This window comes from Halolactibacillus halophilus, assembly GCF_900115605.1.
In the GTDB taxonomy this organism is placed as follows: Bacteria; Bacillota; Bacilli; order Bacillales; family Amphibacillaceae; genus Halolactibacillus; species Halolactibacillus halophilus.
Genome location: NZ_FOXC01000002.1, coordinates 152,791 through 168,041 on the forward strand (window position 1 = coordinate 152,791; position 15,251 = coordinate 168,041).

Genomic DNA, 15,251 nt, shown 5'->3' on the forward strand with positions numbered 1-15,251 from the left:
TTCCTCCCTTTAAACCTTACAAAAGTAGGCGTTAGTCAGCTTGAACACGCACGCCTTGAATATAAATGTTAACTGCTTTGATTGGTAAACCTAAAGTCTTGTCTAATGTATACTTGACTTGTGATTGCACATTATGCGCAATTTCTGATATTTTTGTACCGTAGCTCACAATAATATACATATCAATCGAAATGTTATCTTCATGTTGCGTTACGACGACCCCTTTAGAAAAATTCTCTTTTCTTAAAATTTCAGCAATGCCGTCTTTCAATTGATTTTTTGATGCCATACCAACGATACCATAGCACTCAATAGCTGCACCGCCGGCGACAGTAGCAATAACTTCATTTGTAATGGTAACATGACCATCTTTTGTTGTTAATTCAATTGTCATCTGTTTTACCTCCTCGTTTGGATCCAACGTTATTATTTTGTCGTTACTTCTTTCACGATTAAAAACATGAACAGCCATTAAACATTTTACAATACTTTTTCACTTAAGAAAAGGATTTAACAAAAGAAAGCGTATGAATCAATTTTATTCCTTTATTTTTAAAAAATTTCTTCTCTCATTACTTTGAACGAAAAACCTTATGCTGTCAAGTGTTTATCCTTGATTTGCGATCAAGAACCTTGTAGTGATAAGCTTCTAAAAGCAGATTTTTACTTAAATTTAATTGCAATTGTCGATCAACTATGATAGATTATATGAGTATGAAATGAGATAGTTGTATGTAGGAGGGAAAAATATGAGCCGCAAATGTGTCGTAACCGGACGTAAGACAGTTTCTGGAAACAATCGTTCACACGCGTTGAACGCTAACAAACGTAACTGGAAAGCTAATGTTCAAAAAGTACGCATCATGGTAGATGGTAAACCAAAACGTGTTTACGTATCTGCTCGTGCATTAAAATCAGGTAAAGTTGAACGTGTATAATCATACGTTAATGATGAAATAAAGCGCAGTCGCCACTTCTGGCCTGCGCTTTATTTTTTTCTTTTAATTTAATTGGTGACAAGCATCGGACACAATCAGGCTAATGCTTTCACATCTGCGCAAACATCTTCTTAGTAAAATCTGAGTATTTTTCTAAAAAGGCACTTAAGCCTCAACCCTTTCATTAAAAAGCTGGTGGCTCATCCGCACTTATAACAATCAAGATACCTGCCTTAAAAGAAATAGACCCCGTTGTCGATACTAAATGATTCGATAGCGTTAAACTTGATCCTTCTTCTAGCGTCGCCTCCACCAATGGGTATTTAAACCCTGCTAAAGTTACACCCTCAACTTGGTCTGTTGCTGGCAAAATCGAAATGTAACGCGTAGGATCCAGATAAAGCTGGTGCACACCGGGTAGATAAATATCAATCGTGTGGTAACAGTCCATCATTTTAGCGTTAACCCCTTGTTTGGTTAAACGTTTTAATAAAGCAATATTCACTAAAGTGTGATCTAGACGCCCACCTGTAATCCCGTAAAGAATCAACGAATCTTCTGGTTGATTTTGGAGCATTTTTATGGCGAGTTCTAAATCTGAGTCATCTTTATCTACTGAGAACACCTGCATCTGTTTTGCTTCTTTTTCAATGAATTCATGCTCCTCTTTAGAGACCGAATCAAAATCGCCAATTGCTTGATATAATGTCAGACCCGCTTCTAATATATAGAGACAACCACGATCACAACCAATCCAACAATCAACTTTTTGGTCTGTTAAACAAGGCAAGAGGGCCTTTGGCCCTCCTGCAACAATACCATATACGGTCATAGTTACTGATCCCCGATCGCTTGACGCAATTGATTGATTGCTTCATGACGATCTGTTTTATTAAAAATAAAGCTTCCAGCTACAAACACATCAATACCCGCTTCTTTGCACCAAGCTGCTGTTTCAGTATTGATGCCACCATCAACTTCAAACTCTAAATCTAGCTGCATATCTTTCCGCCATTGATCAGCTTGCTTGATTTGATCAAGTACACTCGGAATAAAGGACTGTCCTCCAAAGCCGGGGTTTACCGTCATGAATAATAATAAATCAAGTTCAGGCAAAATTGGACGAATCAATTCAACCGGTGTGGCCGGATTAATCACGAGCCCTGCTTTCACGCCTTTTTCTTTAATATGCATAATCGTCCGGTGCAAGTGGGTACACGCTTCATAATGGACGGTGATTATATCAGCCCCGCTATCGGCGAATTGATCGATGTATTGATCAGGATTTTCAATCATTAAATGGACATCCAGTGGTAAGTTTGTTACTGGGCGAATCGCATCAACGATCAATGGACCAATCGTAATATTTGGTACAAAGTGTCCATCCATAACATCAACGTGAATATAATCGGCGCCTGCTTGTTCTACTTCTTTAATCTCTTCACCTAATTTACTAAAATCTGCAGATAAAATTGAAGGTGCTATTTTTGACATAATTAATACCTCGGCTTTCTTTGTTTAATCTCTTCATAAAATTGTTGATAATGGTCATATCTAAATGACGCAATTTCTCCGCGAGCAACCGCCTCTTTCACACGACATTTCGGTTCATTCATATGCATACAGCCTCTAAACTTACATGCTTCGCTATATTGTTCGAAATCAACGAATAATTTCGGTAATTCCTCTAGATTAATCTCAGCAAAATCTAATGAACTAAACCCAGGTGTATCAGCGACATGCCCCCCTAAAATTGGGACTAACTCAACATGACGCGTCGTATGCTTCCCTCGTCCGAGGCTATCTGATATGGCCGCGGTTTTAATATTTAAATGCGGGTTCAATCGGTTTAAAAAGCTCGATTTCCCAACCCCTGATTGACCAGCAATAACGGTTGTTTTTCCTGCTAGTAGTTCCTCTAACTGATGTGATTCTTGGTCAATCTCTGTTGAAAAAGATTTGACTACATACCCCATCGCTTCATAGATCTTTTGGTAGTTTGCGACCATTTCGTATTCATTTTCTTTAAGCAAGTCCATTTTAGTGAGTAAAATGACGGGGGTGATGTTATGTTTTTCAACTAAAACTAAAAAACGATCTAACAACACCGTACTAAAATCAGGCTCTTTAACAGAGACTGCAATTAACGCTTGGTCGACATTACTGACTGGAGGTCTGACTAACGCATTTTTGCGCGGTAAAAGTTTCGTGACAGTGCCATCTGTTTTGTTTGCTGATTCAAATTCAACATCATCGCCAACGAGTGGTGTTTCTTTATTTTTTCGAAACACACCTCTTGCCCGGCACTGAAATACCTCGCCTGTCTCATCTTCTACATAATAAAAACCACTAAGAGCTTTCATAATTTTTCCATTGGCCATTTATTCACCACCTTCAATATCTTCGTATCGAATTGTCTTTTGAACTACTGTCTGATCATCACGCTCAATCCGGTAAACCGCTTGGTCATCTGGTGCGATTTCCATTGGAATCGTAAAGGTTGTATCTTCAGTAATCATTTGAACTTGGTACGTCTTTTCTGAATCGTGTGACACGTCACCAATATAGATTCTTACTTCTTGCGGGATAAGACGTTCTTCTGTCGTCGTATTTTCATCGTCAGCTGGTAATTCATCTAGTGTATAACTGACCGTCACCTCTTCTTTATACGTTTTCACCGGTTTTTCTTCTTCACCAAGTGAGACGACAAGATTGACAACCGACCCTTCTTCTACCTCAACGTCACCTTCGGGTGATTGACGAATAACTTCACCTTCTTGCACCTCATTATCGTGTGCTTCCGTGACTTTTGCGACTAAATTTTTATCGGTTAAATAGTCACGCGCTTCTAATTCATCTAAGCCAATCAAATCATCTAAGGTTACCATCCGCTTACCAACACTCACTTCAAATACAACAATCGTTTCAGATGGGACAACATCACTACCTGGTTGGGGTTCAACTTGCGTTAAAATCGTCCCAACGGGCTCTTCTGAATACACATCTATACGCTGAACATTTTGAAAATCTTGGTTGAGCAATAACCTTTCCACCTGACTGTAAGATTGATCGGTATAATCCTCCATCCCAACCGGTTCCTCACCTAATGATACAACGAGGTCGACCCCAGTTTCTTCTTTAACAAACCGACCGGAATCGGGTGATTGACTAATCACTACATTAACATCAACTGAATCATCATAAACTTCCTCAATGTCATACGTTAAATTATTATTTTCTAACCAGCGTTTCGCTTCTTCTCTATCTCGATCGGTCAAATCAATTAATTCAACATCATCAGGTTGGAGTAGAATCGGCAACACAAACAAACTAAACAATAAACTAAATAGTAAAATTAATACGGCAATTGAGCTTCCCCAAATGATTTTTTTCTGCTTTGATGTTTCCTTTTTGTTTTTAGCTGTCATAGTGGAAGGATCTTGTACCATTGCCGATTTTCGATGCACAACAGTATCATCACCGGATTGATTTTGGAATAAGCTCTCCTGAATCACTGGCACTTGTTTCGTTTCATCTCCTTCTATAATAGGGACCTGAAACGGGGCTTCATGTAGCCTATCCTCATCTAATACGGTTCGTAAATCCTCAATAAATTCATCCATCGATTGATACCGATTGAGCGGATCTTTAGCAGTTGATTTCAACACTACATTCTCGACACTTTGCGGCACGTCTTTCGCCCATTTCTTCACCGGTGGTACTACTTGTTGAAGATGTTTGAGTGCCACGGACACGGCGGATTGACCGGAAAACGGTAAGCGACCGGTTAATAATTCAAACAAGACAATACCAAGCGAGTAAATGTCTGATTTTGTGTTTGCTAAGCCCCCCCTGGCTTGCTCTGGCGACAAGTAATGCACACTGCCCAAGACCGCATTTGTTTGCGTCATCGATGTTGAACTTAGTGCAAGTGCAATCCCAAAATCGGTTACTTTCACTTGTTTGTCACGCGTCATTAAAATGTTTTGTGGTTTAATGTCGCGGTGAATAATATGATGGTCATGCGCGTGTTGAATGGCTTCTGCAATTTGAGCTGTTATCATAACCGCTTCTTCTGGGTCTAGCGGGGCGTGGAGCTGAATGTAACGTTTGAGCGTCATACCATTGACATATTCCATCACCATATAATAAATATCGTTTTCATCATCGACATCATAAATCGTCACAATATTAGGATGTGACAAACTCGTCGCATTTTGCGCTTCCCGGTGAAAACGCCTGATAAAATCATCATCATTGGCATACTCAAGCTTTAAGACTTTAATAGCGACTTCTCGTTTCAAAATCGAATCAAACCCCAAGTAGACATTAGCCATACCGCCACCACCGATCAGTGACTGAACTTTATATCGTTCTCCTAATACTTTACCTTCTAACAAGAGGCGTCACCTCCTGCTTGTTCATTAATTAACACAAGGGAGATATTATCTTCGCCGCCACGAGCATTAGCCGCATCAATCAACTGCTTACCTGCATCATCAATTTTTTGTACCGATTGAATAATTGTTTTTATTTCTTCATCTGTTAATTTATTCGTTAACCCGTCTGTACAAAGTAACAACGTATCGCCTAGCTCACAACTCACCATAGTAACGTCAACATCAATGGCAAGGTCGGTACCGACTGCCCGAGTGAGAATATTCTTCTTTGGATGGACCCGAGCTTCTTGTTCGGTTATTTCACCTGCATGAATGAGCGCATTCACAAGGGAGTGGTCTTTAGTAATTTGTCTTAGTTGACCTTCAGCTAATTTATAACAACGGCTATCACCAACATGCGCGACAACCGCCATCTCGTCAATAATGATGACGACCACAACCGTCGTCCCCATCCCACGATAGGCGTCATTTTCTTTTGCTTTTTGATAAATTTGTTCATTGACTGTTTGAATCGATTTGATAAGATAGCGTTCAACATCATCAACGCGTGTGAACTGTCGCTCCTTTGGCCAGTGCGTTTGGAAATACTGTAAAACCATGGCGCTGGCTACATCTCCAGCATTATGGCCTCCCATACCATCAGCAATGACATACAACGTTTGTTTGTCTTGATTACAGACGACACCACCCGTGTCTTCGTTATAAGGACGAACGCGTCCTTGATCGGTTATAAATATATGCATCATTTTCACCTCACCCACTGATTACATATCATCAGTTGCTTGTTTATATTGTAATCGGGTTAAAAAGAACCCATCGGTTTGATATTCATCAGGGAATATTTGCAAGCCAAATGGCGTAATCCCTGCTGAATTTTGTAAGAAGTCCGGTAATTCAGTAAAGAAGTTTGGATCGACTTCGTATCGTGTTTGACCAGATAAAAACTCAGCCACTAACGCTTCGTTTTCTGTTGGGTCAATGGTGCACGTACTATAAATCAGTTTTCCGTCTTCTTTTAATAAAGGCATGATTGTCGCCAACATATCGAATTGAATCATCGATAGGTTTAAGACATCTTCATTTGTTTTCGTATACTTGATATCTGGCTTCGTTCGAATGACACCAAACCCCGAACACGGAGCATCAATCAAAATCCGATCAAATGTCTTAGGCTCAAAAACTTGGTCAAGCTTACGTGCATCCATCGCTTTGGTCTTCATATTGATCAACCCTAATTGCTCGGCTTTTTTCTCAACGAGTGATGTTTTCTTCTCATGTAAGTCATAGCTATACACATGCCCAGTATTCGATAAACGCTCGGCTAAATCCGTCGATTTACCACCGGGTGCACTGCAGCTATCAAGAATTGTCTGCCCTTCCTTAACCGCCATCATCTCTCCAACTAACATCGACGTTTGGTCTTGAATAGTCACAATGCCTTCTTCAAAGTAAGGGTGTTTCAAAATATTACCTGTGTTAATTATAAGACCTTTAGACGAAAACGGTGAGTCTTCTACATCAAATCCGTCCTCTGTTAAGCATTGTTTCACCTCGTCACGGCTCATTTTTAATGGATTGACCCGTACCGATTTATCTGCTTTTATTAACTGGGCCTTGGCGATTTGTTCAGCCTTTTCTAGACCATAACTATCGATCCAGCGTTCGATTAACCATTCAGGTGTACTCGTTTCGATGCTGAGTCTTTTCGTTTCCGGCTCAATTTCACCATACGAGGGGAAGCCTTGACGTAATGCTTGACGTAACACACCGTTGACTAATTTAACAATGCCTTGATGTCCTCTCTTTTTCGCAAGCTCAACAGCTTCATTAACGACCGCATGATCAGGTACCTTATCTAAATATTTTAGTTGATAAAATGACAGGTAGAGTAACCACTTGACCCAACTTTGCAGTTTGCTTGTTTTTTTTACAAACTGATCAAGGTCATACGCTAACGTTAATTTCCGGTTTAGTGTCCCGTAAACAAGCTCAGTAAACAGACCTTGATCTCTACTCTCTAAATCATTGCTTTTTAACGTTTGATCAATCAATAAATGACTAAAGGCACCGTTATCGCCCACTTTAACGAGCACGTCCAACGCATGCGCTCTAACTGTTTTACTCATAGTGTTCACCTAATACTTTCCCTATCTTAAATGGATGTTGACCATTTAAGAGATCTTTAATTGGCATGCGTTTCTTTCCTGCCAGTTGAATATCTGTTAGTTTCACTGAGCCCTCGCCTGCTTGTACAACTACCCCGTTTTGTTCGAGTGCGATAATCGTTCCGGGCGCTTGATTTGTGTGGGTTTGGTTTGTTTCAACCCACCATAATTTCACGTTCTTTTCATCTAGTGTTGTACTAGCGACAGGGAAAGGGTGCATCCCGCGCACATGATTATAAATGTCGTTACTCGTTTTATTCCAATCAATCCGTTCTTGGTCACGGGTAATGTTTCTCGCATATGTGACTTTGCTTTCATCCTGCTTAGTTGGTGTGAGTGTATGATTAAATAATTTTGGCAACGTTCGTTGTAAAAGGTCCCGTCCAACTTCACTCAATTTATTAAACAGACTGCCTACATGGTCCTCCCGTTCAATCGGAAGTGTCTGTTGCGTTAATATGTCCCCAGCATCTAGAGCTTCAACCATATACATAATTGTGACGCCCGTTTCACGTTTTCCGTCAATAATTGCTTGGTGTATTGGCGCACCACCACGGTAATCTGGGAGTAGTGAGGCATGGACGTTAATACAGCCATAATAAGGTGCTTCTAGTAACACATTTGGGACAATCTGACCGAATGCTGCGGTCACGATTAAATCCGGCTTGGCTTCAAGTACAGGCGTATAATCTGTCTTGATTTTTTCTGGTTGAAAGACTGCTAACCCCAAGCGCTCAGCTGCCACTTTCACCGGTGGTGGCGTTAACACTTTTTTACGCCCTTTGGGCCGATCAGGTTGGGTGACGACAAGAGGAATATCATAGCCATCTTTCACTAACTGTTCCAAAATAGGCACACTAAAGTCAGGTGTTCCCATAAATACAATCCGGTTCATAATTAACCTTCTTTCTACATAAGTTGTTGTGGGTTTAAATCAATATGGATCATTAACTGTTCTTTTCTACTTTCAGCTTCATAATGCTGTAGTATTTTTCTTAATACCGACATTAAGTCAGGTTCATCTTTATATTTTACCATGCATTGAAAGCGATAACGACCTTTAATTCTTTCAATCGGTGATGGCGTTGGACCAAGAATAACCGCTTCCTTCGTCAAATGTTTAACAAGTAATTTTTGAATTACCCGCGTCACTTCTTCTGCCTTCAAGCGATTTTCGTGCGTCACCGTTATTAAGGTCAGGAAATAATACGGGGGATATTGATAGGCTTTTCTAAGGGCCATCTCTTGTTTGAAAAAACCGTGGTAGTCATAGTCTTTCGCGAACAACACACTATAATGTTCAGGCGTATACGTCTGAACAATAACTTCTCCAGTCAATTCATGCCTACCTGCCCGACCTGAAACCTGGGTGAGCAATTGAAAGGTCTTTTCTGCCGCTCTAAAGTCTGGCAAGTTTAATAAGCCATCAGCCGCAAGCACACCGACAAGAGTAACATCTGGAAAGTCTAGACCTTTCGCGATCATTTGTGTCCCTAGTAAGATATCAGCTTGTTTATTTCCAAATTGTTTCAATAATCGTTCATGTGCGCCTTTTTTTCTTGTCGTATCAACATCCATGCGAATGATACGTGCTTCGGGGAAGGTTTCGTTTAAAGCTTCTTCAACCTTTTCTGTCCCAGTTCCGAAAAAGCGAATCGATTCTGACTGACAGTTTGGACAAACGTTAGGCATCGGCTCACTGTAATTGCAATAATGACATTTAAGCCGGTGATCCCGTTGGTGATAGGTAAGCGAGATGTCACAAGATGGACATTCCACTGTATGCCCACAATCACGGCACATGACAAACGTTGAGTAACCACGTCGATTTAAAAACAGTACCACTTGTTCTCGTTTTTCAAGTCGCCGCTCGATGGCTTCTTTCAGTTGACGTGAAAACATTGTTCGATTGCCTTGATGCAGTTCTTCTCGCATGTCTTGAATCGTCACCTTTGGCATCAGTGATTGATTGATTCTTTCCGGCATCTCTATCAACTGATAGACGCCTTTTTTTGCTCGGGCATACGTTTCAAGTGTAGGTGTTGCCGTGCCTAATACAACCGGACACTTGTGATAGTCTGCCCGGTGTTTAGCGACATCACGAACGTGATAGCGCGGATGATCTTCTTGTTTATAGGTCGACTCATGTTCCTCGTCTATAATAATCATCCCGAGGTTTTCAAATGGCGCAAAAATAGCTGAGCGCGCCCCTACAGCCACACTGACCTGTTTCTTTTGGATTTTCCGCCATTCATCAAAACGTTCACCTTTAGATAAAGCGCTATGTAATACAGCCACCGCATCGCCAAAACGACGTTTAAAACGCTCAACCATCATTGGTGTTAAACTAATTTCTGGTACGAGGACAATCGCTTCTTTGTCCTGTCTTATCGCTAAATCAATCGCCTGTAAGTAGACTTCTGTTTTACCACTGCCAGTCACGCCGTGCAGTAAGAAGGTTTTTGCTTCGTGTTGATTCATCTTTCGAACAATCGCATCAAGCGCTTTTTGTTGTTGCGGAGCTAAGGTGAGCGGGGTTGTTTTTTCTGTTTCCCCTTGATAAGGGTCCCGATTCACTTGTTGTTTAACCAGGCGAATCAGTTGTTGGTCAATTAGCTTATTGAGTGTGTTTCGCGTTGTTTTATTGTCTTTCAGCACTTTTTTGAGTGGACGGGTTGCATGATCATCTAAAAAATATTGAACGAGTTCGAATTGTTTTTTGGACTGTTTAGTGAGGTCGGCTAAATAAAGATCGAATTTAGCTTCTGTTCCAATGACTTCAACCATTGTGACATATTTGAAACTTTCATTTGTTGACACGTGATAATCCCACTCGACATTTCCTTTTCCAATCTCATCATTGACGATCCGTAAAGGAAAATCATCATTTAACTCGTCAAACCCAATATAATCCCGCCCGTCAAATAAATCAGCCAACCGTTGATTTATTGGTGGATGAAGCCGGTGGAGCGATTTATCATACGATGCTTTTAGCGCTTGTGGTAGCATCGCTTGAAAACTTGAAATAAAGTAACTCAGCGTTGACTCAGCAAGCCATTGACCTAAATCTATCAGTTCTTTTGTTAGAACAGGTTGTACATCAAGTGTCGTTTTAATTTGTTTTAACTTCGTTTCATCAAACGTCGTTTCATTAACTGTCTCTAACACATACCCCATAATCGTTCGATTACCAAATGGTACTATCACCCGCATACCAATCTCTATTGCTCCTAATAACTTATCAGGAATGAGGTAATCAAAGAATCGATTAATATTACTTGCGGGTACGTCGACGACAACTTTAGCAATTTTTTCTGTCATGCTTGATCAACTTCCTCAGTAATGATTCGTAATATCTCTTTAGCCACTGCTCGCTTCGTTTGGAGCGGTAGGGTGTGTTCTTGGCCTGTTTTAGTCACGATTGTGACCGCATTTGTATCGGCATGAAACCCTTGATTTGGCTTTGATACATCATTGATAACGACCATATCAAGTTGTTTATTAATTAATTTCTCTTTACCATAAGCAACGACATCTTCTGTCTCCGCCGCAAACCCTACCAAATATTGATTGGTTTTTTGGTCACCGAGTGTTTTTAAAATATCTTTTGTTCGAACCATATCGAGTGCGAGTGGTTTGGTTTGTTTTTTTAGCTTTTGGTCATACGTGACCTTAGGCGTATAATCACTAACAGCCGCGGTCTTGATCACAATATCCGCTTCATCATAGCGTGACGTAACCACCTCATACATCTCTTTAGCTGATACTACATCTACTCGCGTGACACCTCCGGGTGTCTCAAGTTGCACTGGACCACTCACGAGCGTTACGTTAGCCCCTAACTCAGCGGCCACTGTGGCTAATTGATAGCCCATTTTCCCTGATGAGTGATTGGTCAAAAATCTAACTGGATCAATTTTCTCCTGGGTTGGACCAGCTGTAATTAAGACGTGTTTCCCCTGTAAAAGCGAGGCTTGACGTGATTTCTCCTTAAGGAAGTGAACAATCTCCTCTGGTTCAGCTAAACGGCCTTTCCCAACATATCCGCACGCAAGATAGCCTTCATCTGGCTCAATAAATGTCACACCACGCTGTTGTAACGTGTCCATATTGTTTATAACCGCAGCATGTTCATACATATGTACATTCATCGCAGGGGCAAAAAACACAGGAGACGTTGCCGCAAGTAGCATTGTCGATAATAAATCATCCGCGATGCCGTTTGCATATTTACCAATGATATTCGCTGTAGCTGGGGCGACGACGACATAATCTGCCCAATCAGCTAAGGCAATATGTTGAATTTCAGCTGCATCTAGTTCATCAAATGTATCTAAATAGACAGGCTGACGAGAAATAGCTTGAAATGACAGGGAAGTGACAAACTTTTGGGCACCGCTTGTTAAAATCACTTTGACAATCGCTCCACTTTGTGTCAATTTACTCGTTAAGCTAATGGCTTTATAAGCCGCAATGCCACCTGTGACGCCAAGGACAATCTTTTTTCCTGATAAAGTCATCATGACCCATCCTTTCTATATGCATGAAAACCCCCTAGCCACCGTATTTGGCGAACAAGGGGGTTAACGTGTGAAGATTTAGCGACGTTCTTTGTATTCAGTTGAAATATATGTCAACTTATCAGCATAGATTTCTTCTAGCGCAATCCCAACGTTAGTTGCAGATGTTGGTTTTTCAATTTGAACAATTTTTTCATCTTGAATTTGGCGTGCACGACGTGATGATAATGTCACAAGGGTATACTTTGAATTAATTTTCGTTAATAATTGGTCAATAGATGGCTCTAACATCATGATTGACTCACCTCCAAAATTTTCTTATATTCAGATGCCACACGTTCTCGTTTACAATGTTCACTTTTAACAATCGCTTGGACATTTTCAACCGCATGATCAACTCGATCATTTACAACGACGTAATCGTAAGCATCCATCATATCGATTTCTTCTTTCGCGGCATTTAGACGATTCATTACTAAAGATTCTGTTTCTGTTCCGCGACTAACAATTCGATTTTTTAACTCTTCCAAGCTTGGTGGTGATAAGAAAATAAACACCCCTTCTGGGAAGTTTGCTTTCACTTGCAGTGCACCTTGAACTTCAATTTCCAAAAAGACATCATTGCCTTCTTCTAATTGTTGTTCAACATACTCACGTGGCGTACCGTAGTAATTACCGACATACTCCGCATGTTCAAGCAGTTGATTGTTTTCAATCATGTGTTCAAAAGCTTCCTTTGAACGATAAAAATAATCGACGCCTTCTTGCTCACCCGGTCGCATCGGACGCGTGGTCATTGATGTTGAATACTTTAATGATGTATCCTTTTTAAACAGTGCTTTTCTAACAGTGCCTTTTCCTACACCTGAAGGTCCAGATAGAACGAAAAGAATACCTTTTTGTTTAAATAACAAAGTTACTCCCCCAATCAAACTAATCTCATTAGCATTAATCTAATAATTCTTCTTCGTGCGTGATGACGCGATTTCCGACTGTTTCTGGTTGTACCGCAGATAACACGATATGATCACTATCTGTAATAATGACTGCACGGGTTCGTCTACCATATGTTGCATCAATAAGTTTATTATTCTCTCTTGCGACAGAAATAATACGTTTGATTGGCGCAGACTCTGGTGAAACAATCGTAATGATCCGGTTGGCTGAAACAACATTACCAAATCCGATATTGATTAATCGTAAACTCAAAATTTTGCTCCCCCTTAAACTATAGCCGCTCATCATATGAATGACATAATAATCTTTATAATTATAGTATAAAAAGCGTCATTTTGGAATGCTTCTTGACGAAATTCTTTATTCTGCCAACAATCTCTTCTATTCCTTATATCTTCAGTATACACAATCAAGCCGATCTTTGTAAATGTTTGATGAAGTAAGTTAGTAACGTTTCACATAAGCTGACAATGATCGATCGGTATCATCCCAACTGATTCCGTGCTATAATATCAACACGAGGTGATGATAATGACGTATGATGGTTTAGTGACACGACGCGTAAGTAAAGAGTTGCACACCTTACTTGCAACTGGTCGTATCTTAAAAATATATCAACCAACAAAAACAGAATTAGTGTTAAATATTCGGGCCAATGGTCAAACGCACCGCTTATTATTATCGATGCATCCTGTCTATGCCCGAGTACATTTAACAGCTGAAAAATATACCAACCCAAAGGAACCACCGATGTTTTGTATGTTACTGAGAAAACATTTAGAAGGTAGCTTTATCCACAACATTTCGCAATATGAGAATGAACGAATCATTGAGCTATCTATTCAAGGTAAGAACGAAATCGGAGATGATGTTAGAAAACGGCTTGTCATAGAAATTATGGGGAAACACTCCAATATTATTTTAGTTGATGCCGATAAAGGACACATTTTGGATGCGATGAAACATTTATCACCGTATCAAAACCGGTTCCGTACGATTCAACCGGGACAAGCTTACATCTATCCACCAACGCAAGGAAAAGTGAACCCCTTCAATTTGACTAAAGAAGTGCGCCACTCAACGATAGAATCAGCTTCAGATGAGCGTCCGTTCTTAAACCATTTCATGGGGATTTCCCCACAAATCGAACAAGAAATCAAAACGTTCGGCGATGACTTAGATGCCCAAATTGAAGGCTTCGAGCAGCTTTTAGCTAAAGTCAATAATGGACCTGTTGAGCCTGTAATCGATCAATCACAGGCTGCTTTTTATCTATTTCCACTCACATCCTTTACGGCTGACTTAAAACCGTTTGAATCCGTCAATCTGCTTTTGGATTATTACTACCGCGATAAAGCCGACCGTGACTTAGTTAAACAGCGTGCAGGTGATTTAATCCGGGTATTACAAAATGAACGCAGTAAAACAGTGAGAAAGATTAAAAAGCAACAACAGACATTAAAAAAAGCTGAAAACGCTGCGCGCTATCAAAAAATGGGCGAATTGTTGACTGCTCATATGCATTTAGTGAAACAGGGAGATGCGTCCGTTGAGGTGTTAGACTATTACGAAGATGACACACCGACACTAACAATTGAACTCAATCCAAATAAATCACCAAGTGAGAATGCTCAAAGTTATTTTAAGACGTATCAAAAACTTAAAACATCAAAACGCATATTAGATATTGAAATCAAAAAGGCATACGAGATGATTGCTTACCTTGACCAGCTGATTGAACAAATTGAAAAAGCACGCTTAGAAGATTTAATTGAGATTAGAGAAGAGTTAGAAGAAGAAGGTCTGATCAAAAAGAAAGTCGCGAAGAATCAGAAAAAGAATAAACCTAAAAAGCCAACACCCGACCGCTATCAATCTAGTGACGGGACGCCTATCTTTGTCGGTAAAAATAATAAACAAAACGAGTACTTGACGATGAAATTTGCAAGTAAACAAAACATCTGGTTACACACAAAAGACATTCCAGGTTCTCATGTGGTGATTCGTGCCGATGACCCAAGTGAAACAACGTTAACTGAAGCGGCTATGTTAGCGGCATATTTCAGTAAAGCCCAACAGTCAAGTTCTGTTCCTGTTGACTATACAGAGATCAAACATGTGCATAAACCAAGCGGCGCAAAGCCCGGGTATGTCATTTATGATTCTCAAAAAACACTCGCTGTTACGCCAAAGAAAGATGTGGTTGAACAGTTAAAACAAAACGAAAATCTCGCGAGCGATAAGTAAACAAAAGACGCCTCACATTGTTGT

Annotated in this window: 15 protein-coding genes; 2 read left to right on the forward strand and 13 right to left on the reverse strand. The window is 40.2% G+C overall.

Annotation, left to right across the window (positions count from 1 at the left end; translation table 11 throughout):
• Positions 1-31 precede the first annotated feature (31 nt).
• Positions 32-394: an Asp23/Gls24 family envelope stress response protein gene (locus tag BM098_RS01910; RefSeq protein ID WP_089829813.1), complete on the reverse strand. Its 363-nt coding sequence runs from the start codon at positions 392-394 to the stop codon at positions 32-34.
• Between the two features lie 355 nt (positions 395-749).
• Here BM098_RS01910 and rpmB point away from each other — a divergent pair, with 355 nt between their 5' ends.
• Positions 750-938: a 50S ribosomal protein L28 gene (rpmB, locus tag BM098_RS01915; protein ID WP_089829815.1), complete on the forward strand. Its 189-nt coding sequence runs from the start codon at positions 750-752 to the stop codon at positions 936-938.
• Between the two features lie 184 nt (positions 939-1,122).
• Here rpmB and BM098_RS01920 read toward each other — a convergent pair whose 3' ends face one another.
• The 12 genes from BM098_RS01920 to remA all read right to left on the reverse strand — a co-directional run bounded on the left by BM098_RS01920 (position 1,123) and on the right by remA (position 13,232).
• Entirely contained in the window at positions 1,123-1,770 is a 648-nt protein-coding gene (locus BM098_RS01920; protein ID WP_089829817.1) for a thiamine diphosphokinase, read from the reverse strand.
• A gap of 2 nt (positions 1,771-1,772) precedes the next feature.
• Positions 1,773-2,432: a ribulose-phosphate 3-epimerase gene (gene rpe / locus BM098_RS01925; protein WP_089829819.1), complete on the reverse strand. Its 660-nt coding sequence runs from the start codon at positions 2,430-2,432 to the stop codon at positions 1,773-1,775.
• Positions 2,433-2,434: 2 nt separating this feature from the next.
• On the reverse strand, positions 2,435-3,319 hold the full coding sequence (gene rsgA / locus BM098_RS01930; RefSeq protein ID WP_089829821.1) for a ribosome small subunit-dependent GTPase A: 885 nt from the start codon (positions 3,317-3,319) through the stop codon (positions 2,435-2,437).
• Positions 3,320-5,338, reverse strand: a complete 2,019-nt coding sequence (gene pknB, locus BM098_RS01935) for a Stk1 family PASTA domain-containing Ser/Thr kinase (RefSeq protein ID WP_089829824.1) — start codon at positions 5,336-5,338, stop codon at positions 3,320-3,322.
• Positions 5,332-6,081 (reverse strand): Stp1/IreP family PP2C-type Ser/Thr phosphatase, encoded by a 750-nt coding sequence (locus tag BM098_RS01940; RefSeq protein ID WP_159430084.1) that lies wholly within the window; start codon positions 6,079-6,081, stop codon positions 5,332-5,334. Before BM098_RS01940 ends, pknB begins: the two co-directional genes overlap by 7 nt.
• Positions 6,082-6,102: 21 nt before the next feature.
• Positions 6,103-7,464: a 16S rRNA (cytosine(967)-C(5))-methyltransferase RsmB gene (gene rsmB / locus BM098_RS01945; RefSeq protein ID WP_089829826.1), complete on the reverse strand. Its 1,362-nt coding sequence runs from the start codon at positions 7,462-7,464 to the stop codon at positions 6,103-6,105.
• Positions 7,457-8,398, reverse strand: a complete 942-nt coding sequence (gene fmt / locus BM098_RS01950; protein WP_089829828.1) for a methionyl-tRNA formyltransferase — start codon at positions 8,396-8,398, stop codon at positions 7,457-7,459. Before fmt ends, rsmB begins: the two co-directional genes overlap by 8 nt.
• Positions 8,399-8,412: 14 nt before the next feature.
• Positions 8,413-10,824, reverse strand: coding sequence for a primosomal protein N' (gene priA, locus BM098_RS01955; protein ID WP_089829830.1), 2,412 nt, complete (start codon positions 10,822-10,824; stop codon positions 8,413-8,415).
• On the reverse strand, positions 10,821-12,023 hold the full coding sequence (coaBC, locus tag BM098_RS01960) for a bifunctional phosphopantothenoylcysteine decarboxylase/phosphopantothenate--cysteine ligase CoaBC (RefSeq protein ID WP_089829832.1): 1,203 nt from the start codon (positions 12,021-12,023) through the stop codon (positions 10,821-10,823). The genes priA and coaBC overlap by 4 nt, the downstream gene beginning before the upstream one ends.
• Positions 12,024-12,101: 78 nt before the next feature.
• On the reverse strand, positions 12,102-12,314 hold the full coding sequence (gene rpoZ / locus BM098_RS01965; RefSeq protein WP_089829933.1) for a DNA-directed RNA polymerase subunit omega: 213 nt from the start codon (positions 12,312-12,314) through the stop codon (positions 12,102-12,104).
• Entirely contained in the window at positions 12,314-12,937 is a 624-nt protein-coding gene (gene gmk, locus BM098_RS01970) for a guanylate kinase (protein WP_089829834.1), read from the reverse strand. Before gmk ends, rpoZ begins: the two co-directional genes overlap by 1 nt.
• Before the next feature lie 34 nt (positions 12,938-12,971).
• Entirely contained in the window at positions 12,972-13,232 is a 261-nt protein-coding gene (remA, locus tag BM098_RS01975; protein WP_089829836.1) for an extracellular matrix/biofilm regulator RemA, read from the reverse strand.
• Between the two features lie 279 nt (positions 13,233-13,511).
• Here remA and BM098_RS01980 point away from each other — a divergent pair, with 279 nt between their 5' ends.
• Positions 13,512-15,227, forward strand: coding sequence for an Rqc2 family fibronectin-binding protein (locus BM098_RS01980; protein ID WP_089829837.1), 1,716 nt, complete (start codon positions 13,512-13,514; stop codon positions 15,225-15,227).
• Positions 15,228-15,251: the final 24 nt, after the last annotated feature.

What these genes read in the sequence shown, in the direction of transcription:
- BM098_RS01910 (WP_089829813.1), bottom strand. Translation starts at nt 394, where the DNA reads ATGACAATTGAATTAACAACAAAAGATGGTCATGTTACCATTACAAAT.
- rpmB (WP_089829815.1), top strand. Translation starts at nt 750, where the DNA reads ATGAGCCGCAAATGTGTCGTAACCGGACGTAAGACAGTTTCTGGAAAC.
- BM098_RS01920 (WP_089829817.1), bottom strand. Translation starts at nt 1,770, where the DNA reads ATGACCGTATATGGTATTGTTGCAGGAGGGCCAAAGGCCCTCTTGCCT.
- rpe (WP_089829819.1), bottom strand. Translation starts at nt 2,432, where the DNA reads ATGTCAAAAATAGCACCTTCAATTTTATCTGCAGATTTTAGTAAATTA.
- rsgA (WP_089829821.1), bottom strand. Translation starts at nt 3,319, where the DNA reads ATGGCCAATGGAAAAATTATGAAAGCTCTTAGTGGTTTTTATTATGTA.
- BM098_RS01940 (WP_159430084.1), bottom strand. Translation starts at nt 6,081, where the DNA reads ATGCATATATTTATAACCGATCAAGGACGCGTTCGTCCTTATAACGAA.
- rsmB (WP_089829826.1), bottom strand. Translation starts at nt 7,464, where the DNA reads ATGAGTAAAACAGTTAGAGCGCATGCGTTGGACGTGCTCGTTAAAGTG.
- fmt (WP_089829828.1), bottom strand. Translation starts at nt 8,398, where the DNA reads ATGAACCGGATTGTATTTATGGGAACACCTGACTTTAGTGTGCCTATT.
- priA (WP_089829830.1), bottom strand. Translation starts at nt 10,824, where the DNA reads ATGACAGAAAAAATTGCTAAAGTTGTCGTCGACGTACCCGCAAGTAAT.
- coaBC (WP_089829832.1), bottom strand. Translation starts at nt 12,023, where the DNA reads ATGACTTTATCAGGAAAAAAGATTGTCCTTGGCGTCACAGGTGGCATT.
- rpoZ (WP_089829933.1), bottom strand. Translation starts at nt 12,314, where the DNA reads ATGTTAGAGCCATCTATTGACCAATTATTAACGAAAATTAATTCAAAG.
- BM098_RS01980 (WP_089829837.1), top strand. Translation starts at nt 13,512, where the DNA reads ATGACGTATGATGGTTTAGTGACACGACGCGTAAGTAAAGAGTTGCAC.